We start from the raw sequence: 25,276 nt of genomic DNA on the forward strand, positions 1-25,276 counted from the left end.
TTTTTACTAATTGATGTTTATCGCAAATTTATCGTACTCACTCACTGCGCTATTCACTACTGCTAATGAGCGGCACGTTTACTCGCTTACATTATTTACTGATGATGTAGGGTAAAGCTCAGAAAGTGTAGCGCCTTTATTTTTAGCGTGCATAAAATGCGCTTTTCTTGCTGCCTCAACTTCGGTCATCAGTTCAGACAGGATATGATTAACACTGTCCGTGCTTTTAGCATCATAAGACCTTGAAAAACGCGCTCGTTGTAACTTATCCAGTGGCCTTCTAATCGCTATTGTGTCGTTTGAGTCTTCTGGCATTGGCCGCCCACTCTCGTTGCCATTCAAGGCGCGAAGCCATACTTGTAACGCGCTATCAATTTGTGAAATATCTTTTGCTTTCAGTATGCTAATAAGGGCGCTATACGCTTTCTTTTCAACGCTAGAATTGTGCTGATTCAATACGCCTGACGTAGACAGGCTACTTCTATTCTCACTCATTTGAGAGCCTTGACGACTTCTCTTAATAAACAGTACCAAAACAACAAGGGTAACTAACCAACCCAATGCCAGCACGCTAATGAGTAGCCAAAGTGTTGTTGTATCGCTTGATTCTGCAATCTTCGGCTCATTTGCCTTAGTGTCAGAAGCGGCATTTGAAGGGGCTTGGGCCACAGAGGGCGTTTCCTCTTCTGGCGCTGCTTGGGGCGTGGCACTATTGGTTTGCCCAGAGGCCTCGAGCACGTTAATTGAGCGGGGCGGAATAGTCGCATACTCTGTTTGCTCAGTGAGCGTATTGAACCAAGGAATAGTTACCTCTGGCAAAACCATTTTGCCTGGCTCCGTTGGAATAATAGCTAGCGAGCTCTGTCGTTGAGCAATCAGGTTTTGATTTTTTTCAACGGTAGTCGTGTTTGATTGATCTGGGTATAGCTTGAACGTAGGCGGATAGAATTCCGGTATTTCAGGCAATTGCTCTTCAACGACACCGAGGGCAGTGAGAGTGACTATTCGCGTAACAGGCTCGCCAACAACAAAATTGTCACCTTGCGGCCACTCTTCATCAATTCTCACCATCTCCGATGGAAGCCATGCATAATCAATATCACGAGGAATAGGGTTAATATTGACGACAATATCTGGCCCCACACGGTTAATTTGTTGCGTGCGGTTAAAAAAGCCAAACCGTTGATTTGTATTTGCCGCCATCACCTCACCGGTAAATACAGGGCCTCGTAGCGTGAATTCTCCAGAAGCTTGAGGTACCACTGCAAATTGGCGCTCAATAATTTGATAACGTCTCCCATTTACTATGTCAGTGTATTGCTTGTCGTCTCCCAATTGCCGGATTTCTGCATTCTCCATTTCTGGCGCCTGCAAACTACCTCTTTCAATATTACTAGAGAGGTGCAATTTCACGGTGTAGAGTAATTGCTGATTGAGGTACGCCTCATTCTTGTCTATGTCAGTGGTGACGAAATAATCCCTTGCTACACTACTTTGTTCCTGTACTGGGATCACTGAAACTTCAATGGGTGCTGTCGTTTTATCTTCTATGCGCAAAGACGGAATGGTAAATGTCCCTTCTTTTCGAGGAAACAGGGTAGTCGTCCAGGTGGTGGTGCGCTTTGCATCAAAATTCACTATAGAGGTTTGACTGCTCACCGACGTTCGCCCCACCACAAAGTCCTTTAACAGTGATGAACTATCAAACGCATCCCTGTCGGCGCTGCCATTTGCCGTAACTGTGAGTCTTATGGCTTCGTCTAACATCACCGGGTTGCGATCGATAGTGGCTTCAACTGACTCAATATCAGCCTGCACGTGAAAAGTGACGAAAAAAGTGCAAATTAACGTTAATACTGTAGATTTAGATAAAGCTTTCATCTACCAATCTCTCCGGTTTGATGGCATGCGCTGCCTTTCGCGTTTCTCAGCCTCTAGCTGCATTTTTCTTTTTAGCAAAAATGCAGGGTCATCAGGTACTCTTCGCATTAGGTTTTCCATGCGTTGCATTTCTTCTTTTTCTGCATCCGTTAGCGGTTCTTGTTGAGCTTGAAGACCACCAGATAGATCCTGATCATCTCTTTGTTCTTCTTTAGCGTCAGCTAAGTTGCCATTTTGCTCATTAGGCTCAGTAGATTCTTCGCGTTCATTTTGATCACCCGACGTCCCTTGCTCATCAGTTTGTTCGTCTGAAAGCTTTTGATCTTTTTGCTCCGGGTCTTCGTTTTGTTCTGAATTTTGCTGTTCAGCTTTATTCTCAGCGCTATTTTCACTTTCAGAATTGCTCTCGCTTTCAGAGCCTTGTGATTGCTCTCCCTGTTGCTGATCTTGCTCTAACTGATCACCATCCTGCTGACCGTTCTCTTGATTCTCCTGCTCTTGCTCTTGCTTTTGTTGCTGTTGTTGTTGACTCAGCAACTCCTCTAGCAGTGATTTATTGGCCTCGGCATCTTTATGATCAGGCTGCTGTTCTAATACCTCATTGTATTTTTGAATAGCCGCCTCAAGTTTACCGAGCTTGGCAAGGGCATTGCCTTGATTGTACAGACTGTCCATGCCGGGGACGTCTTGATAGGCCGCTAATGCCTCCTCAAAGCGATTAGCTTTATACAATGCAGATGCTTTCCAGTTTTTATTTTCAAACTGTTCGGCGGCGTCCTGAAACTGCGCTTGCTGGTAACTATTCAACCCTTCTTGGTCCGCATTTAAAAACGGTGTTTGCCACCACGATAGGGGGGAACCTGATTCGCTTTCAGTTTGGGTTGGCGGCTCTGCAGGTGTTTGCTCAGGTGTCTGCGCCTGCGCTATCTGACTCTCAAAGGGGACTAGCACACCAACGACGACAAAAAAGAGTAAGCCTCGGCGAAATGCAAAAGCGGCAAAAGGCAAGATAAGTAACACTAAATATGGACCTACTTCTTTCCACTGGTCGCCACTTGGATTACTTTCTTCTTCGCTACTGTCTTTGGTATCTCGCTCTAACAATGAGGTAGCGCTTAGCGCTTCTATATCGTCATCATTTGAGGTTAAAGATTCAAGCTGCCCACCACTTGCTTTAATAACACCACGAACCACGTTCTCTTTTAGCTTAGGAATAACGATACTACCGGATGCATCTTTAAGCAGCTCGCCATTTAGCTGGCGAATTGGCGCGCCTTCGGCGGTGCCTACAGTTAATGCGTTTACCTTAAACGGAATACTACCGACGTATTCTTGCAATTCTTGCTGTTGACCAAACTCAATGCCATCCGTAATCCAATATATTGCTCCGTTGGTAAACCCTGCATTGGTTAACAGTTCGGCTGCCGCTTCTATACCAAGAAGTGGATCACTACCAGGTACGGGCATGATCTCTGGGGATAAACTGGGAAGTAGACTCGTTATGTTAGCGGCATCTTCGGTTAAAGGGCTTATAACAAAGGCGTCGCCTGCGTAGGCTACCAACCCCATTTCGCCTTCAGAGATCGCATTGATTAAATCGATGGCCTTGTATTTGGCGCGAGTGAGCCTGTCTGGTGTCATATCCGTTGCTCGCATTGACATCGACATGTCAAGAACCACCACATGCCCCATTTTAAGCTGGTAAACCGGTTGGGGAAGACGTTCCCACGTTGGACCTGCAAGCGCTACAAGGGCAATACACCATGTGAATGGAAGTAACCAAAGTGGTGGACGTTTTCCTTTTTCCGCTTTGCCCACAACCATATGGCTATAGAGGTGGGCGGGAATAACCGATTGCCAGCCCGAATACTTCGTAGAGCGAGTTCTTAGCCACACATAAAGCACTATTAACGGGATCGCGCTGAAGAACCACTCAGGTCGAATAAAGTGAAAGTTGTTGAAAAAATCAAAGCTGTTTAAGAAGTCCGAGTTGTTTAAAAAGTCAGTGTTGATCACGCCTGCTTCTCCACGCTTTCTTTATCGGTGTTTTTTAAGCTCATACCACCAAATAGCGACTTTAAAAATGCACCTACTATCCATAACACTGAGCCTAATAAAGCGAAGGCTAAAGGGTAGTAAAACAATGCCGTCAGCGGGCGCATTTTGCGAGTTTCACCTTCGATAGGCTCAAGAGTATCAAGCTGTTGATAAATGGAGTTGAGTTCTTCAGCATTGCGAGCGCGAAAATACTGTCCGCCAGTAGAACTAGCAATATCCGAAAGCATCGTTTCGTCTAGCTCTTGGGAAGGGTTTATTTGTCGGCTGCCGAAAAAGCTTTGGATGAGCATTTTGTCAGCGCCCACACCAATGGTGTAGATTTTTACGCCTTTATTGATTGCCAGTTCTTTTGCTTGTTCTGGTGTGATGTTGCCAGCTGTGTTTTGACCATCAGTGAGAAGAATGAGCACGTTATTTGATTCATCTTTTGCATCAAACCGTTTTACCGCCAAGCCTATTGCATCGCCAATAGCAGTTTGTTCACCGACCAACCCGATTACAGCCTCACTGAGAAGTGTAGATACGGTTTCTCTATCGTACGTGAGGGGCGCCTGAACATAGGCTGTATCAGCAAATAGAATTAGTCCTAACCTGTCACCCACTCGACGTTGAATAAAGTCGTACACCACAGACTTTGTCATTGTTAGCCGATTAACTTGCCGGCCATTTAACTGCATATCGTCTATTTTCATGCTGCCGGATAAATCAACCGCAAGCATCATTTCTCTGCCTTCATTTGGAATGCTGACGGGCTCACCTAGCCACTGGGGTTGAGCAGCAGCCGTTACCAACGCTAGCCATATAAGCGTTGCTGTCGCCAGCGCTACCTTACTCTTTTTAACCGTTCTGTCTTCACTGTGTTGCTCTGGACGCAGTCTGGGCACTCGAAGAGCAGCCAAAGAAGGTTCGGACGCCTTAGGGACCAAAAACCTCACTATCAAGGGCAAAGGCAGGGCAAAAAATGCCCACCACCAATTAAAATCCAGCATTATGATGTTGCCTCTAAATACGACGGAATACGCTGTTGCCTTGGGAATGTTGCGTTTTTAATCCACATTTTTACAGCATCATGAGAGACAGCAAAATCAGTATGCTGTGCACTATTTCGATAAAGATTTGCATGTAAAGCAGTCAAGCCATCGCTCATCGCTGGCGAATTTTTGGGGCATGAGGCCAATAAGAAGTCACGCCATTGCTGAGAATGTAGGCTGCTAATGTTTTCTTTAGGAAAGTAAGAAAGGGCAGTTCGTTTTAACAATGAGTTCAATTGAACCGGCCAGTTGTCATCATGCTCTGAAATTGTCGCTATTGCGCGCAATGCCTCCTTGCGAGGTTTATTAAATTCAATTCGACGTTTTATCACAACGATTAGAGTAATTAATGCGAACATACTCACTACCAATAGAAGCCACCACCCCCAATCTAGTGGCCACCAATCAACCTCTGTAGGTGTTTTAATGTCTCGTAGTTGCAAAAGTGGATCTTGCCCTGCTGATGTTGGTAAAGCCATTACACACGCTCTCTTTGAATACTTTGAAGTTGCTCATCTAATGGATAGGCGCTAGAGACGTGATAGCGTGCTATACTCATCTGCTTTAGCGCTTGTGTAATTGCAAAGTGTTGTTCCTCGCGCCATTCACTGTAGCTAATGGTTTCCTTGCTGTCGCCAAGCACCCAACGCTGATTCACAACGCCATCAGACACGTTGACGCTTTGCAGCGCGTTGGTCTCTGGCAATTTGTGTTCGAAAGGATCATCAACAATGATAGCTCTCACTTCACAATGACGAGTGAGGTGCGTTAAGTGCTGTTGTGCCGCTGTGCTCATGTTTTGAAAATCGGACACTAAGTAAACCAAACTACCTGGCTTAGCCAAACGTCTTGCTCTAGCACAAGCATCAGCAAAGGCAGTTTGATCGCTAGCTTCATTTGGCTGCTCGCCATTGGCTCCTTGGCTTAATGCAATCAACTCGTGGCAAACGTGCAGTACTGCCTTCTTTCGACTTAACGGTTTGACTTCTTTATGACTGGCTTGGTTGAAAACTAACGCTCCTACTTTGTCTCCTCGGGCAGCGGCGGACCAACTAATCAATGACGATATATGCGCCGCTTGCACCGCTTTTGTCAGCAGTTTTGTACCAAACTTCATAGAAGGCAGATAATCGCAGAAAAGAAACACAGGACGCTCTCTTTCCTCTCTATAAATTTTAGTGTGGGTTTTTCCAGTTCTCGCAGTTACGCGCCAGTCGATGGCTCGAATATCGTCACCAGGCTGGTAATGGCGAGCTTCATCGAACTCCATGCCTCTACCTTTATGCTTGGTGAGGTAGCTCCCGCTTAAGCGCGCTTGTGGCACCTTTTTTGGCGTTAAGTTCATAAGCTTAGCTAGCTGTTGATAGCGTATTAACTCTGCGGTCGTCAGATTGACACCATCGCTTTTTAACTTCTCTAATTGCGAGTGAATGTTTGACATGGCTTATGGTACGGCAACGGTAGCGACTATTTTATCCAGTACATCATTGACAGTAACGCCTTCGGCCTCTGCCTGATAAGACAAAATAATTCGGTGTCTCAGTACATTGTGAACAACGGCTTGAATATCATCAGGACCAACAAAATCACGCCCGCTAAGCCAGGCGTGAGCACGAGCACAACGGTCTAGTCCTATAGTAGCTCGAGGACTCGTTCCCATTGCAATCCACTGTGCAAGGCTGTCGTCGAAAAGCTCAGGTTTGCGCGTAGCCATAATAAGTTGCACGAGGTAATTTTCTAATTCAGGTGCCATGTAAAGGGATAGCGCCTCTTTACGAGACGTGAAAATATCGTCTTGAGTCAATGTTGGTGGTGTCACCGGCGGTTGTGACAGCGCCTCTCCTCGAGTGAGTCGTAAAATCTCTAATTCAGTGTCTGCATCTGGATAATCGATATCCACATGCATTAAAAATCGGTCGAGCTGCGCTTCAGGAAGTGGGTAGGTTCCTTCTTGTTCCAGTGGGTTCTGCGTTGCCATCACTAAGAATAGAGGGGGCAAAGGGTAGGTTTTACTTCCTACCGTAATCTGGCGTTCTGCCATGGCTTCTAGCAGAGCAGATTGCACCTTAGCAGGTGCTCGGTTTATCTCATCCGCAAGTACTAAATTATGAAAAAGCGGCCCTTTTTGAAATACAAACTCTCCCGTCTCCGGGCGGTAAATATCGGTTCCCGTTAAATCAGCAGGCAATAGATCTGGTGTGAACTGTACCCGATGGAAGTCGCCATCAACGCCGTTAGCCAGCGCATTAATAGCACGGGTTTTAGCAAGACCTGGCGGGCCTTCAACAAGAAGATGTCCATCGGCAAGTAGCGCTATTAATATACTTTTTGTTAATGCGTGTTGACCAATAATTTGTTGGTCAAGATAAGCATGTAATTGTTTAAATTGCTCTGCTGCCATATTGCCATTTTTCCAATTAAATTCTAGTTATCAGGAAGTGTAAGTGATGAGTAGGAGAAATTGTCGACCACTCAACACAAAAAAAGCGTAGTTTGTGGCGTCATCGCCTAGACTTGCCTAAACAATGACACAAAACAGACTGTGTTTTTCATATAAGGTTCATTTTGCATTAGTTCAAGCCTCTTGTATTTGTGAAAAACACGATTTGTCGTATTTGAATTGAAAGAAATACTGACGTGGCTCTACATTAATCAACTCGCTAAGAGTTAGTTCGCCCATATTCTTTGCTTGATGACCGTTATATTCCTCGCATTATTTGCTATTTTGTTCATAGTTTGTAAAAATCAGTATCATTACAGGTCAGACCACTTGTGTTGAGTGCCAATATCACTTGCTGAGGGTCACTAATTTAGGTGCATTATGTCCACAAAACAATCAGTTACTACCCGAAAGGGTGATCGTATCGCTATTGTCGCGGGGTTACGTACTCCTTTCGCAAAGATGGCGACATATTTTCACGGCGTTCCCGCTGTAGATCTTGGCAAGATGGTCGTGAACGAACTTCTTGTTCGCCACGGAATTCAAAAAGAGTGGGTCGATCAGGTTGTCTACGGACAAGTAGTGCAAATGCCTGAAGCGCCAAACATTGCTCGTGAAATTGTATTGGGCACTGGCATGAATGTGCATACTGATGCTTACAGCGTCTCCCGAGCGTGTGCCACAAGCTTTCAGTCAACAGTGAATATCGCTGAGAGTATGATGGCAGGCCACGTACAGGTTGGTATCGCAGGTGGCGCAGATTCCACATCGGTATCACCTATTGGTGTTTCAAAAAACCTAGCTAGAGCGCTGGTTGATTTGCAGAAAACGAAAACCCTTGGTCAGAAGCTGAATATTTTCAAGCGCTTGGGTCTTAAGGATTTAGCGCCGGTTCCGCCTGCTGTTGCAGAGTATTCAACGGGTCTGTCAATGGGGCAAACCGCAGAGCAAATGGCAAAGTCTCATAATATTTCCCGTGAAGAGCAAGACAAATTGGCTCACCGCTCGCATAGTTTTGCAGCGAAAAGTTGGGAAGAAGGCAAATTATCCGATGAAGTCATGACTGCTTATGCCGAACCTTATAAAGGTGCTCTTGAGCGCGACAATAATGTGCGTTTCGACTCAAAGTTAGAAAGTTACGCCAAACTACGCCCTGTTTTTGACAAAAAATACGGCTCTGTGACTGCTGCCAACGCCACGCCACTTACCGACGGTGCATCTGCCGTTATCATGATGACAGAAAGTCGTGCTAAAGAGCTAGGATATACTCCACTTGGTTATATTAAGAGCTATGCATTTTCTGCTATCGATGTGTGGGAAGACATGTTGATGGGGCCTTCTTATGCCACACCTATTGCACTAGATAGAGCCGGCATGACGCTAAACGACCTCACCTTAATAGAAATGCACGAAGCATTTGCTGCGCAAACACTGGCCAATGTAAAAATGTTTGCAAGCGATAAATTTGCCAAAGAAAAGCTAGGTCGAAGCAAGGCCACTGGCGAAATTGATATGGATAAATTCAATGTAATGGGAAGCTCGATTGCTTATGGCCATCCATTTGCCGCTACGGGAACTCGTATGATTACGCAGATGCTAAATGAGTTAAATCGTCGTGGGGGCGGAAGTGGCCTTCTTACAGCATGCGCAGCCGGTGGTTTAGGTGCAGCTATGATTGTGGAGACAGAATAATATGAGTCAGGAAAATATGAGCCAAAACACAGAAGTGAACGAGAAAGCTACGCCGGCTACCGGTGCGTTTACGCTGACAAAACAGGATAACGGCGTTGCTATTTTAAGCATGGACGTACCTGGTGAGAGCATGAATACGCTAAAAGCCGAGTTCGGCGATGAAATTAGCGCAATGCTAGATGATATTGAGCAGGACAATAGCATTAAAGGCGTAGTCGTCATAAGCGGTAAGCGTAATTCGTTTGTTGCTGGCGCCGATATCTCTATGCTTGCAGCGTGTAAAACAGCTGAAGATGCGACAACAATCGCTGCTGGTGGCCAAGCTGTATTCGATCGAATTGAGAATATGAAAGCCACATTTGTGGCTGCCATCCATGGACCTGCTTTAGGCGGTGGTTTGGAATTGGCACTCGCATGTCATTACCGTATATGTACTGACGCACCAAGTACGCAGGTTGGTCTGCCTGAAGTACAGCTTGGATTGCTACCTGGAAGTGGCGGTACGCAGCGTCTTCCTCGATTAATCGGTATTCAGCAAGCGATGAAAATGATGCTTACTGGTTCACCAGCCAGAGCGAAGCAAGCTAAAAAGTACGGCATTGTAGATGAGGTAGTGCCTGAAAGTGTGCTGCTTAAGGTGGCTGAGCAATTTGCGCTCAAACGCAAGCCGGAGCGCGAAGCGCCGCAAAAAGGGCTGATGAACAAGGTGTTGGAGACTACTGGTCTTGGTCGCAATATGATATTCAAAAAAGCGCGTGAAGCCACATTTGCCAAAACGAAAGGTAACTACCCTTCACCTGGCTACATCATTGACGTTATCGAAACGGGCATTAATGATGGAATGAAAGCGGGTTTAAAAGCAGAGGCTGAAGCATTTGGTAAATTGGTGATGACGCCAGAGTCATTCCAGCTTCGCCAAATATTCTTTGCTACTACCGAAATGAAGAAAGAAAACGGTGTAGAAGGCGTTACCCCTACAAAAATGAAGAAAGTAGGCGTATTAGGCGGTGGCCTTATGGGCGGCGGTATTGCCTTTGTTACATCAACAAAGGCTGGCGTGCCTGTGCGTATTAAAGACGTGCGCGCAGAGGGTATTGCTAATGCAATGAAATACAGCTACGACATCTTAAATAAAAAAGTGAAGAAGCGTTTTATTCGCAACAGCGAAATGCAGAAGCAATTAGCCTTGTTAACGGGAACGTTGGATTATAGCGGTTATAAAGACATTGATATCGTTGTAGAAGCTGTTTTTGAAGATCTTGATTTAAAGCAAAAGATGGTGGCTGACATTGAAGAAAATTGTAAAGAAACAACAATTTTCGCATCAAACACGTCCTCTATCCCTATTACACAAATTGCTGAAAAAGCAGCTCGCCCAGAAAATGTGATAGGTCTGCATTACTTTTCTCCGGTAGATAAAATGCCGCTTGCAGAAGTGATCGCTCATGACAAAACCTCAGATGATGTGATTTCATCTACAGTTGAGTTTGCTAAGAAGCAGGGTAAAACACCGGTTGTTGTTAAAGACGGCGCAGGCTTTTACGTAAATCGAATTTTAGCGCCTTACATGAATGAAGCGGCTAACTTAATTTTAGACGGTGAGCCAATTGAGCACATCGACAAGTCGTTAGTGAAATTTGGATTCCCAGTTGGACCAGTCAAGCTGCTTGATGAGGTTGGTATAGACGTAGGCACCAAAATTATTCCATTTTTAGTGGAAGCGTTTGGGGAGCGTTTTACCGCGCCTTCTGCATTTGACAAAGTACTGTCTGATGGACGCAAAGGTAAGAAAAATAAGAAAGGATTCTATGATTACAAAGGTAAGAAGCCTGGTAAAGAAGTCGATGAAAGTATCTATGAACTGTTAGGGCTATCGCCGTCAAGTAAGCTTAGCGAGAAAGAAGTGGCTGAGCGCTGCGTTCTGATGATGCTGAACGAAGCAGCTCGCTGTTTAGATGAAGGTGTTATTCGCAATGCCCGTGACGGTGATATTGGTGCTATCTTCGGTATTGGATTCCCGCCGTTTTTAGGTGGTCCGTTCCGATACATGGACACGCTTGGCATAAAGCATGTGGTAGCTAGGCTAAATCATTACGCTACCGCTGTTGGTGATAAGTTCGCGCCAGCTGATGTACTGGTGAAGATGGCGGAAAGCGACAAGTCGTTTTACTAACATATATTCAAGCACGATATAAAACTGGGGCATTGAATAAATGCTCCGGTTTTTTTTAGTCTTTTTATTTGGTTATTAAAGCACTTGTTAATCTTCGCAATTACTAAAAGCAGTACTTTTTAACCGAAGTATTGTTTAATCAGGTCTGTTTTAGATGTAGTGAATTCAATTTGATTTATTAACTGTTTGTCAGCCTTGAATTGATATATTGGCATTTCAATGCGGAAGGCTTTTTGTTAGTAATCAACGCCAAAAGATCTGTTTTAGTTACTATAAAGTTGTTGAAATGTTAAATGCTGGGCATTCATCGAATTTCGTTCATGTAATTGTAATTTGCGCTGGTTTATTGAGCATTTATGGTTAGAATCGCTCTCGTTTTCTTAAGATACTGCCGGTTTATCAGTCAAAACGAAACTTCATATTGTAGTGACAATACTGATGTCAAAAAAATGACGTCTCATTTAACGGAGACCGTTGTTACTGCAACCATTTTGATGGCGATCATTTTTATGGCGATACAATGTTCAAAGTGAATGATGTTACCGTTTGAATAAACAGGCAATGGTTTCTTGATATGGTTTAATCAAAACCCTTCGAAATAGTGGAGATGTAGAGTGTTGTCACTTGTCCTAATATGCATGATATTTAGCGCCTATTTTTATGTAGAGGCGTTTAAGTGGGGTATGAATGCCAGACGCTGGGCAGCCGCAGGTTTAGTCCTTGGCCCTATTGTGCTCCCTATGTTCTCTATTTCGCGTCACATCCACTGGCGCAACGCAGTGGGTTACAATAATCTCTTTATTGCCGCATAAGCTCGTGTAGAACGCGTTGACTTAATTCAGTGAAGTGTGTGGTGATGGGGGAAATAAAATTTGGTCGGGGGTTAGTAAATGCTAGGCACAAAAAAGAGAGCAAAAGCTCTCTTTCTAAGCTTAAGTAGCAGCTTTTAGAAGCCTACGCCACGACCATCACCACCTGTGCGAGGCTTTGGGAAATATTGTTCTGTCGCTACTTCTTTTTTAGTCTCAGGAGCCTGTTTGGCGCCATCTTGCTTGTCAGCAGCAACAGGGGTAGCGGTAGATAGTACTAGTGCAACAGCGTACTCTTTTAACATGTCATTTCCTCTGATTTTTAATTTTTTAAATGAACAAACAAAGTCGAATTGAATCTTTATCGTCGATTCTTACCGACAAATATACTATAGCTAAACTTGTGCCATATTTTAAAAACATTTAAAAAACATAGGTTTAGTTTGTTTATGTTGGTTTTTTGACGGTTTTTCAATACCAAAGTCTATTAAACTTTTGCCTAATAGGCGGTGTATTGCCGGAATGAACTGTGATCGGGAGGCAAATCCTAGCCTGCCATAAAACGCATCTTTCAAAGTTTGAGAATAGTAAGTAGTTAATTACTTAAGGTTTGCGTTAGCAAGGATGGAATTAAGCTGATGATTTTCGGTAAGTAGTTTTTCAAAGCGCTCTGCGTTAAGTGGTTTACTGTACAGAAAACCTTGAAGCATTTCACAATCATAACGGCGCAGAATGTTAAGCTGCGCTTCTTCTTCTACACCTTCAGCAACAACTTTGAGTCCGAGGTTGTGGGCAATATTAATAATGGCCGCTGCCATATGACGGTCCACACTACTTTTTGCAATATCGTCAATAAACGCCTTATCGATTTTAAGCGTATTTAATGGGAAGCGCTTGAGATAAGCAAGCGATGAGTAACCAGTACCAAAGTCGTCAAGAGCCAAGTGAATACCTCGCTCTCGTAAGCGAGTCATCATTTGTAGGCCATTTTCCGGACTTTCCATTAACGTACCTTCCGTTATTTCACATTCTAAGTGAAGCGGAGATAACCCCACGTCACTTAATATCCGGTTAATGCGCTCGTCCAAGTCAGGTAATTCAAATTGTTTGGCAGAGATGTTGACAGCCACGCGACCGCTGAATAGCCCCTGACTAACCCAGCGTTTTGTATCTGCACAGGCTTTTCTTAACACTTGCTCGCCAATCTCAATGATTTGACCTGTTTGTTCTGCAAGGGGAATAAACTGTCCAGGACTTACAATGCCTTTTTGAGGATGCTCAAACCGCACGAGCGCTTCCATACTGACAAGCCTGCCCGAGGTAATGTCTACCTTGGGCTGGTAATAAACGGTAAAGAGGTCGTCTTTAATCCCTTGTCTAATTAAGTTTTCTATTTGTAGCTGTCGCACGGCATTTTGATTCATTTCACCGCTAAAGAACTGGTAGCTATTGCCACCGTTATTTTTTGCAAAATACATAGCCGTATCAGCATTTTTTAGCATTTCTTGGGGAGATACACCGTCATCAGGGAAAAACGCGATCCCTATACTTGCGCCAAGTACAAATTCCTGTTTGTTGATAATAAACGGCCGCGATAAGGTGTCCAATACGTTTTGCGCATAATGCGTAACGGTATGAATATCTGCATTGTTCTCCATTAAAATACTAAACTCGTCGCCGCCAAGACGATAGCAGGTAGCGGTTTTACCAGTGATCCTTTGCAATCGTTTAGCAATTTGTTTGATTAAAATGTCGCCGGTTTGATGGCCGAGTGAGTCATTTATTTTCTTGAAGTTATCCATATCCAGACAGAGAAGCGTGTGCTGCTCGCCTTTGCGGACTAAGTTTTGATGACTGGCTTGAAAGAACGACCTATTAGGTAACTCAGTCAGCGGGTCGGTATTAGCAAGTTTAAGCAATTCTTTCTCGGTGTTTTTACGAGATGTAATATCACTAAAAACGCCTACAAAATGGCTGATTTTACCGTCTTCATCGTGCACGGCATCTATGTTAAGCTCAATTTCAAAACGTTCGCCATTAATGCGCACGCTTTCTACCTCGCCACTCCAGTTGCCTTTGCTCTTCAAGGTTTTCTTTATTTCTTCTGTGAAGGCATCAGGGTAAAGATGAAAATGCATATAGCTGGCTAAAGCTTGATCTCTAGTCTCACCGGTATAGCGACAATAAGCGTTGTTGACACTAATAAATTTAAACTTTGTATTAGCAATAAACACCCCTTCAGAAATGTTTTCAATGGAGCGCTTAAACAAATTTAACTGCTCCTCAGCTTCCTTTAGATGATGAATATTCTTTAAGGTACCCGTCATGCGAATTGGCTGCTGATTGTGATCGCGCTCAACAACCTTTCCTCTATCGAGTATCCAAATCCACTGGTTTTTAAACGTTTTCGCTCTGTAAGCAAGTTCGTAAAAGTCGCTTTTCCCTTCTAGATGTTCCCTCAGTGAGTCCTTAACACGTTTAAGATCGTTAGGATGTATGTTGGCATCGTAGGCGCCTGTTGTTCGTATATCGTCTTGCGGGAAGTCTAGGGTACCCCACGTATTTGCTCGATACACTTGACCTCGGTAAACATCCCAATCCCACAACTCATCCCCTGAACTCCACAGCGTTAACTTTAATCGTTCTTCAGACTCTTTTATCGCTAGCTGATTGGCTTTTCGAATTTGAAATTGTCTAACCAGAAACGCAAAAATTACTACCGTGACTAACGCATAAAATACAAGGGCCACTGCGTGTAACCAAGGCGGACGTTCAATTTCGATGTCTAAAGAGCGGCTTTCAGACCACTGCTTGCCAGGCTCTTTCGCCTGAACTTCAAAGGTATAGCGACCAAAGCTGATATTATTAAACTGAGCGACTCTTCCACCGTCGATATAAATCCAGTTTGAATCCTGACTGTTTAACCTGTAGCGATAGCTCACTTGAGATGGGTAAACAGGATTCACCAATTCAAAGGATATACTAAATCGAGTTTCATCATGAGCGAGTTGAACTTTACTTGTGTGAATCAATTCCTGACTGTGAGCATGATTATTAACTCGACGTATTGAAGGCACTAACTGTTCTTTAGTGGCGCCAAACACTTTCAAAAGAGATAGTTGAGGAGTAATAGTTTGTGATGCAAGGCCATGTGCACTTGCGATCCTTTTTGATATTTTGTTATATCCCCTATTTCCACCAAAATAGATAGTGTTGTCTTTAGAGACAAATACAGAAGACTCGCCTAAGCTGTTAAATTCCAACTCAGAATAAGGAATCAGTGAGTCTTGTTGGAGAGAGGGCAGCATAATTTGATGAATACCGGCAGCATCGGCGTACCATATACTGCGTCCAACACCAACCGACGAGATAATATATCCATTTTTGTCGTCTCTTATCTGTCTCTTCACTATCTCGAAAGAGCTTTTATCTACCATGACCACACCATCTGAACGTGTGGTCAACCAAAACGCATCTGTTGTTTCGTAAATTGCATAAACTTTAGAATTAAGCCCTTTTTCTAATGAGATATGACTAACAATTTCTTTTGAAAAGGGAGAGACGATGGTTATTCCCGTATCATTTCGCAGCCATAAGCGCTTCAAACTATCGGTAAAGATTGGAATGAGATTTTCAGCTAATTCATCGATAGCAAGCTTTTTGGCAGCCAGCTCCTTATTGGGATTAGTTAAAGCGTTTGAGTCAATCGAAAGCGTCCCAAATTTCTCATGCCATACCCACAGCGTATCATCGTGATAATGGATATGGTCTATAATATCGCCTTGAAACAGATGAGCTTTTTGAGTGATAGTGCCTTCATTTTCAGCATAAACAATCAAACCATCAGAAGAAGCTACCCAGTAATGTCCTTTTGAGTCAATAGCTAAATCCCAATAATTTGACCTACCACCCTGGCCACCTGAGTATTCTAAATACGTTACTTTACCTGACTCTTTATCAGACTTAGCTAGTCCTAGCTCTTGAGTGACAAGAATTAATTCATCAGAAGAATTTTCAGATAGCGCCCAAACAGTAGCAAAGTTGTCTTCAGTTTGCCTTTCTGAATTATAGACCGCTTGATAATGAACGCTTGCATATTCGGGATGGTATCTAAATGCTCCTTGACGGAATGTACCTGCCCACAATACGCCCGTCCGATCTACTGTGACTTGCATTATGCTTGCTGCAGGTAGTCCTGTAGACTCATAGTTATCAGAGTTGAGGTGTAAAACAGAGAAATCCGTGTCAGATTTTATTTCTTTTGCTGCAGCATTACTTAAAACAAAGAGTCCAGACGCAGTCCCAATCCATATGTCGTTTTCGTCTACAGTAATATTCAGTGAATTTAAATTACCATCAAAACCTAAGTCAGCACCATTTTTAACTAGTATGGTCTTGCCTCTAGCATTAATTATTCTAAAGCCGTCCTTTGTCGCTAGCCAGTAGTTACCGTTGATGATCTTTATGTCGTGTAACGCCGCGGAATCAAGGGTAATCCCCCAAGGATTCACCTTGTTTAAACTCGATAATGCTCCTGTTTCTTTATCGAGTATTTTTGCACCGAATTCATTTGACCCTATCCAAGTGCGGTTGGCCTCATCCATTATTACTTTTACAAAGGTTCGTTCCTCAAATACTTGTTTTGCAGAAGTAATATTGTTCTGACTCTTATCAAATTGATAGAGAAACTTTTCGTCAGCGAACAAAATTTTGCCAGCCTTTGACTCGCTAATGGCAGTAATTGAATTTGACTTAATTATAGAGTTGTCTTTATTAAACACCTCGAAGTTATCGGTGTCTGGTTTGTACTTCGCGAGACCATTATTCGTCCCAAGCCACAGTATGCCGTCTGAGTCTAAAAATAATGTTTGAATAAAACCTGATGGAATTGAGTTTGCGTCGATATCTGAAGGGTGGTACTGCTTAACTTCATATCCAGAATAGCGGTTAAGACCGTTTGAGGTAGCTAGCCAAATAAAGCCTTTATTGTCTTCAACTATGTCTAATACTGCAGGGTCAGACAAGCCTTGGCGTTTGCTTATCTCTGTAAATTTGAGATCGGATACTTCTATCGCGTGTCCAGAAGAGCATAACCCTGAAAGCAGCAACAAGAAAACGGACACAGTTTGTAATAGGGTTGAACGCACCTAAACACCTTTGGCTTACGCCGATTGTTTTTATTTTTTATGTTTTATTTTTACAGCGTCCTAGTCGCATCCCTAACAACTAGAGGAATAAATATGCCGAATTAAGGCACTCTCCACAAGGACTTTTTATAAAAGTGAAAACAATGGCTTACTTATTAGTCAGCCGGTCCTAAAAGATAACTTTGTATCGGCAAGAAGAAAGAATTGTTTATCAATGATATGGGATTTTCTGTTTAAATTCGGCAATGCTGTTAATGGTGCGTTTTTCAGAAGTTGGCATAGGGTCAAATTTGCCGTCTGAATAGAGTACTATTTCGCCACAACGTTCCCTTTTTGCAAGTTGGTCGGCAAAGTCTTGAATATGTTCGAATGAGAGTTTTTTTACACACTCTGCTAATTTTAGGTTTCTATTGAACGCTAAGTCCTGTGTGCCAAGGCTTACCCAAAGTCTCTGCGATTTCATCGATAAGGTGAGATCCCGCTCTTCAAGCTGCTTTAAAAGATTTTCTTGAATAGTGGGCCAGTAGAAACGATAGAACTCTATTTCGTGTAGCTGCTGATATAAAAACGTGGTCATGGCCTCAAGCAGAGGCTTTGGGCCTTTTTCAGGACTTTGGATATAAAATGCAATACCAGGGTGCTGGTTGTGAGGTACATAACCTGTACCTACAATGTAACCAAGCTGTTGTTCAGTGCGCAGTGAGTTAAAAAATGGGGCTGCCAGCATCTGCTCTAACACCATACACAAGGCAGTGTCAGATAAGCTTGCTGAAGGGGCTTGTAAGTATAAGACAACCGCACCATCATCGTGTTTACAGGAAACTTGATGATAAAGCGTTTCGCCAACCGGAAGCTTTGATACGGCTCGAGACAGTGGGCTACCCTGTGAGTGCTCGCATAAGTGATAAGTCGATGTAGCAAACTGCTCTGCCTCGTTGCTAGTCCAGTTGCCATGCATAAAGGCTTCAGCAAAAAAATGCTTAAACGCGTTTTCCCTTGCTACGAGCATATCGTCATAACTAGTGTCAGGCATTACGTCTAAAAGCTCAATGGGCGCTTGCGTGTTGCGTTGAATAAGAACGCTCAACCTTGAAAACAGGCGGTTGGTGGGCTTGTTAAGCAATGAATTGTGGAGTACTTGTTCCTGTAAATACTTGTGGTGTAAAAACGCCCGCTCATCAGGTATGAGATTAATCACTGCATCCATTAATTGACTAGCAAGCAGGGGTTGTTGATTGGTAAAGCCTCGGGTGTGAAGCGTAAATCCTGCTTGATGTCCGTATATGCGGTAATGTAGCCCCGCAATTTCAGCACGATAATACTTTGCTTGCAGGTGGTCGTTAAGCGCCCCTAACCAAATTCGTTTTGCGGCCACCGCAGTGAGAGATTCAGAAAAGCTAGTAGCGTCAAAGGAAATATAAATATCTCCTTTAGGGCTATGAAACTGCTGGTCTTGTGCGAACCAAAATTGATAGCCTTTTTCATCAATAAGTTTATTGGGGATATGAAAGCCTGTCTCTGGAAGCACGAGTTGATATTCTTCACCTAAATATGGGTTTGGTGGCGGAAGCTGAAGCTCAGCTAGTAGTGAAGGCGAATTTAAGGACGCTATTACATCAGGAGGTATGACTTCAACGCTATACTTTGCCTCGTAGAAGGCACATGTTTTGTCGGTAGATACGTCTTTAGATATCACTTTTAGACGGAGATATGCCGGTTTAAAATTCGACAATGCATCGAGTATCACGTTCTGGTCAAAGCTGCCAATCGTTGCCCTTAACTTGTTCAGTTCTTTTGGTGAGAAAACAAACTGATGTTGTGCATACTCAGTAATCAGGTTCAATGGCTTAATATTCTCCTCATACTCTATTGCTAACGCGTCAAGATGCGCTTTTTCTCGATATCGCCATCCTTCACTGGACGACTGCTTGATCAATTCAATGTAACTGAATAACGCGTGCAACACTTTATATTTGTTGTTTAATCCTTCGTTAGTAAGCTGAAAACTAACGTTAAAGTCTTTAAATCCGTCGCCCTCAATACCTGCTCCAGCAATTAGGTTTAATGCCCAGTCGCGTTCTTTTAAGTAGGCTAAGAGGCTGCCTTCACCTTCATCGCCAATTAAATGGCTTATATAATTAAGGGGCTTACACTCGTAGTCGTTTTGCAACGGCGGGAGGGCAAAGGTTACGATCATTCGCTTCGCGGACTGCAAAGGCTGAATATTAATTTGAACGCCCAATTCACTTTCACGATAAAGGGGAGGCCATTGGTCGTCAGCGCGCTTTCCGGCATTAAAGGTACCAAAACACTGGTGTACCATTGCGTTGATGTGCTCTATCGGCATGGGGCTCGCTATGCATAGACACATATTATTGCCGCAGTAGCGCTCACTGTGGATTGCCCTGAGACGTTGTTTTAGTTCACCCGCAGTATGCTTTGAAAATGTATCGCTATTACCCACTGAAAACTTTGAGAATGGATGCTCGGGATTACAGGTTTCCTTATGAATTTGATAAAGACGTCTTAAATCGTCTTTTTTCTTGAACTCAAACTCAGCGTGAATATTTTTTACCTCATTGCTGATGGATAACTCTTCAAACAATGGCTGGCGAAGTATGTCGGCAAAACCGGGTAAGGTTTGAGAAAGAGAGCCTGCACGACAACTGTAATGATAGTTGGCGTATTCAGTGCCTGTCCACGCATTGAGAGCGCCGCCATGCTGTCCAATAAAATCGTTAATGGCATTAGGCTTTGGAAAGTGTCGGCTACCCATAAACAACATGTGTTCAAGTAAGTGGGCAAGCCCCTGACAATCATGAGGGTCGTAAAAATGTCCAGAGCGCACCGCAATTGATACGTGTGACTCTTCAGCATCGGGGGTATGGCATGCCATAACGCGTAGTCCATTTGGCAGCGTTATATGATGAGCATTCTCAAACTTGATTGTGTTTTTCATGTCATCTCAGTGCGTTGTTTAACTCCCGACTTCTGGAGAAAGGATTTAAATATACATAGCAATACGAATAGATGACTAAAATAACCATTATTCAACGCTTAGCGCTAGTCGTATTATCATGTCTCTGATATCTTTACAGTATATTCACTAATACTATGCGCAATGTTATGTCAGGTCAAAGTAGCAACGATGACATTTATATCTTTATTATGCGTCATGGAGAGGCCGAGTCACCCCGGTTAGATGATAAAAGCCGCCAACTCACGGAAGTAGGGCAACAACAGTCAAAGGCTACAGCACTTTGGTTAGCTCAGCATTACTGCATCAGCGGAACTGTAGATTTAGCGTTAGTGAGCCCTTACCGGCGCGCTATGCAAACTTATGAAAAAGTGTCTTCGATTATCAGTAGCGATAAGCTAGAGATTAATGAAGATATCACCCCAGAAGGCTCACCAAAGCTAGTAAGCGATTATATCAGCGCTAGAATACACGCTTCGGTTAATGGTAAACGTCCCATCAAAAAGCTGTTAATTATAAGCCATATGCCCCTTGTGAGTTATTTAGTAGATGAAGTTTGTAGCTCATACACCACTAGTTTATTTGCCACAGCGTCTGTTGCGGTGGTCAAATACTCATTAAGCAGCATGAAGGGTAGCTTGGTGATTCACTATCAAGGCTTTTAATCCGTACTAATTCCTTTTGTTCACATTGCGTTAGAGCAAAGCGATACATTTTCTTTGATGATTAGTTAAGTTAATTACGCTAGCGCCGATAACCCATTTGAGAGTGCCAGTGTATATATTATCGAAGGGTTGGGAAATGGAGAGTAAGTCTATTCCTGAGCTCCTCAAACGTTCACTTCAGTCCCATATGGCTGAGGCTGATTTGCGTGAAGACGAGGAGACGCAGGCTATTATTGCAAAGTTGTCTATATTGTCAGACAAAGTGGCAGCGGCAAAAGCAAAAGCCCTCGAAAAAAGAGCTCTGCGATTAATGCATGAAAAAACTGTCGATGGAAAGCTTTCTGATTAGCAGGCCTTTTTCTGAAAGGCTTTTTATTGCAGGATGATAATGATAAAAGGATGATTGTCTTACGCCCCACGACGTCCAAATCCCCCAATCTAAATTAACCGAAATAAAAATAGCTATATAGATGTGTTGTTTTTCTCAGCGCTATAAAACTCCGGCATCACACGCACGGTTTTAATCATGTTTTCTGTAATGTCTACAATTTCTAATGGGTAACCTGCAAGCCTCACGCTCACTTTGTTTTCCGGTATTTCTTCGAGGTACTCCAGTAGCAGACCATTCAGCGTTTTGGGTCCTTCAATTGGCAGGTTCCAGTTCATTTCTTTGTTCAACTCGCGAACGTTAGCACTGCCATCCACCAACACCGATCCGTCTTGCTGTACATGCGCTTCTTTACTGTGATCGGGCACCATGCTGGTGGTGAAATCGCCAATAATTTCTTCAAGAATATCTTCGAGCGTGACCAAACCCATAATATCGCCGTATTCATCAACAACTAAAGCAATGCGCTCCTTTTCTGCTTGGAACTTATACATTAGGGTGTGCAGGGGCGTAGACTCTGGAGTGAAATAAATCTCGCGCACAGCGCGTAGCAAACTCGATTTAGTGAATTGGTCTTTGGACAGCAACCGAAGGGCATCTCGAACATGCACAAAGCCCACCGCATCATCTACACTATCGCGATACAACAGCACGCGAGTATGCTGCGCATGTGTTAGTGCTTTTTGAATTTTTTTCCAATCATCATTGATATCAATTGCAAATATTTCAGCTCTTGGCACCATAATGTCTTCGGCAGTGACACTTTCAAGATCGAGTATGCTAACCAACATATCTTGGTGTTTTTTCGGTATCATTGTGCCTGCTTCAAACACTACGGTACGCAGCTCTTCTCTGCTCAACGAGTCGTCATTACCATTAGCTGGGCTAATTCTGAGTATGGCAAGTATGCCATTCGTAATGCCATTAATGGCGGCAACAAAAGGGTACAAAACGGTAAGTAATGGCAACAGAATTAATGAACTAGGAAAAGCGATTTTTTCAGGATAGAGCGCCGCGAGGGTTTTGGGTGTGACTTCTGCAAATATGAGTAGTATGAGGGTTAATCCAAACGTGGCCGCTAGAATACCCCAATAATCTCCAAACAAGCGTATACACAATACGGTGGCTAAAGAAGACGCCGCAATGTTCACTAGGTTATTGCCGATAAGAATAAGGCCAATGAGTCGGTCTGGCCTATCGAGTAGTTTTTGTACTCGCATTGCCGCTCGGTTCCCTTCGCTTTGAAGGTGCTTGAGTCGATAGCGATTTATCGACATCATCCCAGTTTCTGAGCTGGAAAAATAGGCAGATAATAATATGAGTACGCCGAGCGCAATAAACAGCGTACTCGTTGATATGTCGTCCAAAAAGGTGGCTTCCTATCTAATGCTAGTCTTCAAATGTAATAAGTTGAAGGCTGGGTTTCAAGCTAAAAAAGGGCAATAAAGTATTATTGGCTTCAATCCGCTCGTAAAGTTACCACGCAATGGTATTCCCGATATCGGCTTACAGCAAGAACTCTCGTACTAGCTTACTGCCGAAGTAAGCTAGTGTGAGCAATATCACGCCGGTAATTGTCATTAAAATGACTTGTCTTCCACGCCAGCCACGTAACTTTTGTCCAATTAACAGCACTAAGAAGACAACGAGGGCTGCGGCGGATAACACGGTTTTGTGCGCATAAGTCTTACTAAACATGTCCTCTAAAAAAACAAATCCGCTAAGCAGTGATACGGTAAGCAGTGATGTCCCGGCAAGCAATAACTTGAATAAAATATTTTCCACTAACATAAGGGGAGGGAGTGAAGAGTGTAACAAGGCAGCGCCCTTTTGCTTGAGTCGGTAGGTGATGTAAGACATTTGAAGCGCGTATAAAAACGCAATGACAAGGGTGCAATAGGCGAATAAGGATAAGCTTATATGCACGACTAAACCCGGCTGTAATTCAATATGCATGATGTAAGAAACAGGGACAAAAGCAGCAGACAGCACAGCAAGCGCTGCAAACCCAAATACTACGGGTAACAAAATGAGGTTGGGAATGGAGCGAGCAAAAAGCAGCATTGAAACGGTGATGATCCAAGATACCAAAGACAGCACGTTAGTTACGCTCATGTTCTGGCCGGGGGCAATAATGATCACGCTGATAAGAAAAGCGATGTGAGCGATAGCACCTAAGCTGGCCAAAGAAAGGGCAAGGCGTTTATTAGGGCCTTCGTGGTGTACAAATTTGCCAATCAAAACGGCTGCGGCCAAGGTATAGAGTAGCGCAGCGGAAATGGCGAAAAGCGTATTCATTATACTTCCTGTGATACGTGGGTGAATCGTCACCGAATAAGTCGCTATTGATACTGCAACTTTAGGCTAAATTCAACCACCTCCTTGATTTTGTTTGCTTCAATACCACTTATTGAGTAATAAAATAGCGGCGAGTGGCCAGGGCGTGTTGACCTTTGATGTCAATTTTTGCAAAGGTCTGACGCTCAAATAATACAGCAAAAACAAAGCGTAAATTTTAACGCATTTGCGGGTACGTTCGCTGTGCCTTTTACGATACAATACGGACATTGCGTCTGAAATCAAAAGAAGTTTCATACTATGTTTGAGAATTTATCTGAACGCCTAGGCCAGACATTACGAAATGTAAGTGGCAAGGGGCGTCTTACAGAAGACAATATTAAAGAGACATTGCGTGAAGTGCGCATGGCGCTACTAGAAGCAGATGTGGCTCTGCCGGTAGTGAAATCTTTTGTTGCTCAAGTAAAAGAAAGAGCGGTTGGTACCGAGGTAAGCAAAAGCCTTAAGCCCGGTCAGGTGTTTATTAAGATTGTTCAATCTGAACTTGAAGCGGTTATGGGGGAGGCGAATGAAAAGCTGAACTTAGCCACCCAGCCCCCAGCCGTTATTTTAATGGCGGGTTTACAAGGTGCTGGTAAAACCACTTCAGTGGGTAAACTAGCTAAATACCTCACCGAGCGCGAAAAGAAAAAAGTGATGGTGGTGAGTGCCGACGTTTACCGTCCTGCGGCAATTAAGCAGCTTGAAACACTTGCCAACGAAGTGAATGTAGGATTTCACGACTCGAGCATCCTACAAAAGCCAATTGATATTGTGAAAGGTGCTATCGATGAGGCTAAAAAAGGTTTTTACGATGTTCTGCTTGTAGATACAGCAGGTCGCTTGCATGTTGACACCGACATGATGAGCGAAATACAAGAGTTGCATAGCCTTATAAAGCCTATCGAAACCTTGTTCGTTGTTGATGCGATGACCGGTCAAGATGCGGCTAATACAGCGAAAGCATTTAATGATGCCTTACCGCTTACCGGCGTTATTTTAACCAAAGCCGATGGTGATGCGCGAGGCGGTGCTGCGCTGTCTGTTCGCCATATTACCGGCAAGCCAATCAAATTTATTGGTATGGGTGAAAAGGTTGATGCCTTAGAGCCGTTCCATCCTGAGCGTATAGCGTCTCGTATTTTAGGTATGGGTGACGTACTTAGCTTAATCGAGGAAGTAGAGCGCAAGGTTGATAAAACCAAAGCAGAAAAGCTCGCGAAAAAAGTTCAGAAAGGGAAGGGCTTCGACTTAGCTGACTTTAAAGATCAGCTTGAACAGATGAAGAACATGGGCGGCATGATGGGAATGCTTGACAAGCTTCCTGGCATGGGTGGCATGTCAGAGAAGATTAAAGATCAGGCTAATGATAAGCAGTTCAATCAAATGGAAGCCATCATTAACTCAATGACACCCGCTGAACGCGCTCGTCCTGACATCATTAAAGGCTCTAGAAAGCGCAGAATAGCGACTGGCTCTGGAACGCAAATCCAAGACGTAAATCGCCTGTTGAAGCAATTCACGCAAATGCAAAAGATGATGAAAAAAATGTCAGGCGGTGGTATGAAGAAGATGATGCGTCAAATGAAAGGCATGACACCACCAGGTGGCGGCTTTGGCGGTCCGGGAGGGCCAGGCGGTTTTGGCGGTGGTCCAGGCGGATTTCCACCAAGATAAC

The 25,276-nt window shown here is 43.7% G+C and carries 17 protein-coding genes; 6 read left to right on the forward strand and 11 right to left on the reverse strand.

Features of this window, described 5'->3' with window-relative positions:
• Positions 1-78: 78 nt before the first annotated feature.
• Genes ACOJR9_RS05960 through ACOJR9_RS05985 form a run of 6 tightly spaced genes read right to left on the reverse strand, consistent with a single transcriptional unit; the run spans position 79 to position 7,371 of the window.
• A complete protein-coding gene (locus tag ACOJR9_RS05960) occupies positions 79-1,881 on the reverse strand; it encodes a BatD family protein (RefSeq protein WP_420935420.1) in 1,803 nt (600 codons plus the stop codon).
• On the reverse strand, positions 1,882-3,897 hold the full coding sequence (locus ACOJR9_RS05965) for a VWA domain-containing protein (RefSeq protein ID WP_420935421.1): 2,016 nt from the start codon (positions 3,895-3,897) through the stop codon (positions 1,882-1,884).
• Complete coding sequence (locus ACOJR9_RS05970; protein ID WP_420935422.1) at positions 3,894-4,928, reverse strand: vWA domain-containing protein; 1,035 nt, start codon at positions 4,926-4,928, stop codon at positions 3,894-3,896. The genes ACOJR9_RS05965 and ACOJR9_RS05970 overlap by 4 nt, the downstream gene beginning before the upstream one ends.
• Entirely contained in the window at positions 4,928-5,449 is a 522-nt protein-coding gene (locus ACOJR9_RS05975; RefSeq protein WP_420935423.1) for a DUF4381 domain-containing protein, read from the reverse strand. The genes ACOJR9_RS05970 and ACOJR9_RS05975 overlap by 1 nt, the downstream gene beginning before the upstream one ends.
• On the reverse strand, positions 5,449-6,411 hold the full coding sequence (locus ACOJR9_RS05980; protein ID WP_420935424.1) for a DUF58 domain-containing protein: 963 nt from the start codon (positions 6,409-6,411) through the stop codon (positions 5,449-5,451). The genes ACOJR9_RS05975 and ACOJR9_RS05980 overlap by 1 nt, the downstream gene beginning before the upstream one ends.
• 3 nt (positions 6,412-6,414) lie before the next feature.
• Positions 6,415-7,371 carry an AAA family ATPase gene (locus tag ACOJR9_RS05985; protein WP_420935425.1) on the reverse strand — a complete coding sequence of 319 codons (957 nt, stop codon included), beginning with the start codon at positions 7,369-7,371 and terminating at the stop codon, positions 6,415-6,417.
• Between the two features lie 420 nt (positions 7,372-7,791).
• Here ACOJR9_RS05985 and fadI point away from each other — a divergent pair, with 420 nt between their 5' ends.
• From fadI to ACOJR9_RS06000, 3 genes are all read left to right on the forward strand, one after another.
• Positions 7,792-9,102: an acetyl-CoA C-acyltransferase FadI gene (fadI, locus tag ACOJR9_RS05990; RefSeq protein WP_420935426.1), complete on the forward strand. Its 1,311-nt coding sequence runs from the start codon at positions 7,792-7,794 to the stop codon at positions 9,100-9,102.
• Position 9,103: 1 nt separating this feature from the next.
• Complete coding sequence (fadJ, locus tag ACOJR9_RS05995) at positions 9,104-11,275, forward strand: fatty acid oxidation complex subunit alpha FadJ (RefSeq protein WP_420935427.1); 2,172 nt, start codon at positions 9,104-9,106, stop codon at positions 11,273-11,275.
• Positions 11,276-11,889: 614 nt separating this feature from the next.
• Positions 11,890-12,087 carry a hypothetical protein gene (locus tag ACOJR9_RS06000; protein ID WP_420935428.1) on the forward strand — a complete coding sequence of 66 codons (198 nt, stop codon included), beginning with the start codon at positions 11,890-11,892 and terminating at the stop codon, positions 12,085-12,087.
• Between the two features lie 134 nt (positions 12,088-12,221).
• On the opposite strand, the gene ACOJR9_RS06005 is transcribed toward ACOJR9_RS06000, so the two are convergent.
• From ACOJR9_RS06005 to ACOJR9_RS06015, 3 genes are all read right to left on the reverse strand, one after another.
• Positions 12,222-12,389, reverse strand: coding sequence for a hypothetical protein (locus tag ACOJR9_RS06005; RefSeq protein ID WP_420935429.1), 168 nt, complete (start codon positions 12,387-12,389; stop codon positions 12,222-12,224).
• A 294-nt stretch (positions 12,390-12,683) separates the two neighbouring features.
• Positions 12,684-17,231, reverse strand: a complete 4,548-nt coding sequence (locus ACOJR9_RS06010; protein ID WP_420935430.1) for an EAL domain-containing protein — start codon at positions 17,229-17,231, stop codon at positions 12,684-12,686.
• Between the two features lie 211 nt (positions 17,232-17,442).
• Positions 17,443-20,190 carry an insulinase family protein gene (locus ACOJR9_RS06015; RefSeq protein ID WP_420935431.1) on the reverse strand — a complete coding sequence of 916 codons (2,748 nt, stop codon included), beginning with the start codon at positions 20,188-20,190 and terminating at the stop codon, positions 17,443-17,445.
• A 167-nt stretch (positions 20,191-20,357) separates the two neighbouring features.
• Between ACOJR9_RS06015 and sixA the strand changes: the two genes are divergently transcribed.
• Positions 20,358-20,873 (forward strand): phosphohistidine phosphatase SixA, encoded by a 516-nt coding sequence (sixA, locus tag ACOJR9_RS06020; RefSeq protein WP_420935432.1) that lies wholly within the window; start codon positions 20,358-20,360, stop codon positions 20,871-20,873.
• A 136-nt stretch (positions 20,874-21,009) separates the two neighbouring features.
• Positions 21,010-21,222: a hypothetical protein gene (locus tag ACOJR9_RS06025; protein WP_420936066.1), complete on the forward strand. Its 213-nt coding sequence runs from the start codon at positions 21,010-21,012 to the stop codon at positions 21,220-21,222.
• 113 nt (positions 21,223-21,335) lie between these two features.
• Here the strand turns inward: ACOJR9_RS06025 and ACOJR9_RS06030 are convergent, their stop codons facing one another.
• Complete coding sequence (locus ACOJR9_RS06030) at positions 21,336-22,628, reverse strand: HlyC/CorC family transporter (RefSeq protein WP_032094536.1); 1,293 nt, start codon at positions 22,626-22,628, stop codon at positions 21,336-21,338.
• 139 nt (positions 22,629-22,767) lie between these two features.
• The gene (locus ACOJR9_RS06035; RefSeq protein WP_420935433.1) at positions 22,768-23,559 is read right to left on the reverse strand and encodes a cytochrome C assembly family protein; all 792 of its coding nucleotides are present in this window, start codon (positions 23,557-23,559) and stop codon (positions 22,768-22,770) included.
• 300 nt (positions 23,560-23,859) lie between these two features.
• Between ACOJR9_RS06035 and ffh the strand changes: the two genes are divergently transcribed.
• Complete coding sequence (ffh, locus tag ACOJR9_RS06040) at positions 23,860-25,275, forward strand: signal recognition particle protein (RefSeq protein ID WP_420935434.1); 1,416 nt, start codon at positions 23,860-23,862, stop codon at positions 25,273-25,275.
• Position 25,276: the final 1 nt, after the last annotated feature.

Source organism: Alteromonas ulvae (genome assembly GCF_048987005.1).
In the GTDB taxonomy this organism is placed as follows: Bacteria; Pseudomonadota; Gammaproteobacteria; order Enterobacterales; family Alteromonadaceae; genus Alteromonas.

Bases quoted from the DNA above. Each gene is read 5' to 3' on its own strand.
- ACOJR9_RS06035 (WP_420935433.1), bottom strand. From the start codon at position 23,559: ATGAATACGCTTTTCGCCATTTCCGCTGCGCTACTCTATACCTTGGCC.
- ACOJR9_RS05985 (WP_420935425.1), bottom strand. From the start codon at position 7,371: ATGGCAGCAGAGCAATTTAAACAATTACATGCTTATCTTGACCAACAA.
- ACOJR9_RS05970 (WP_420935422.1), bottom strand. From the start codon at position 4,928: ATGCTGGATTTTAATTGGTGGTGGGCATTTTTTGCCCTGCCTTTGCCC.
- ACOJR9_RS06025 (WP_420936066.1), top strand. From the start codon at position 21,010: ATGGAGAGTAAGTCTATTCCTGAGCTCCTCAAACGTTCACTTCAGTCC.
- fadI (WP_420935426.1), top strand. From the start codon at position 7,792: ATGTCCACAAAACAATCAGTTACTACCCGAAAGGGTGATCGTATCGCT.
- ACOJR9_RS06005 (WP_420935429.1), bottom strand. From the start codon at position 12,389: ATGTTAAAAGAGTACGCTGTTGCACTAGTACTATCTACCGCTACCCCT.
- ACOJR9_RS05960 (WP_420935420.1), bottom strand. From the start codon at position 1,881: ATGAAAGCTTTATCTAAATCTACAGTATTAACGTTAATTTGCACTTTT.
- ACOJR9_RS05980 (WP_420935424.1), bottom strand. From the start codon at position 6,411: ATGTCAAACATTCACTCGCAATTAGAGAAGTTAAAAAGCGATGGTGTC.
- ACOJR9_RS05975 (WP_420935423.1), bottom strand. From the start codon at position 5,449: ATGGCTTTACCAACATCAGCAGGGCAAGATCCACTTTTGCAACTACGA.
- fadJ (WP_420935427.1), top strand. From the start codon at position 9,104: ATGAGTCAGGAAAATATGAGCCAAAACACAGAAGTGAACGAGAAAGCT.
- ACOJR9_RS06015 (WP_420935431.1), bottom strand. From the start codon at position 20,190: ATGAAAAACACAATCAAGTTTGAGAATGCTCATCATATAACGCTGCCA.
- ffh (WP_420935434.1), top strand. From the start codon at position 23,860: ATGTTTGAGAATTTATCTGAACGCCTAGGCCAGACATTACGAAATGTA.
- sixA (WP_420935432.1), top strand. From the start codon at position 20,358: ATGTCAGGTCAAAGTAGCAACGATGACATTTATATCTTTATTATGCGT.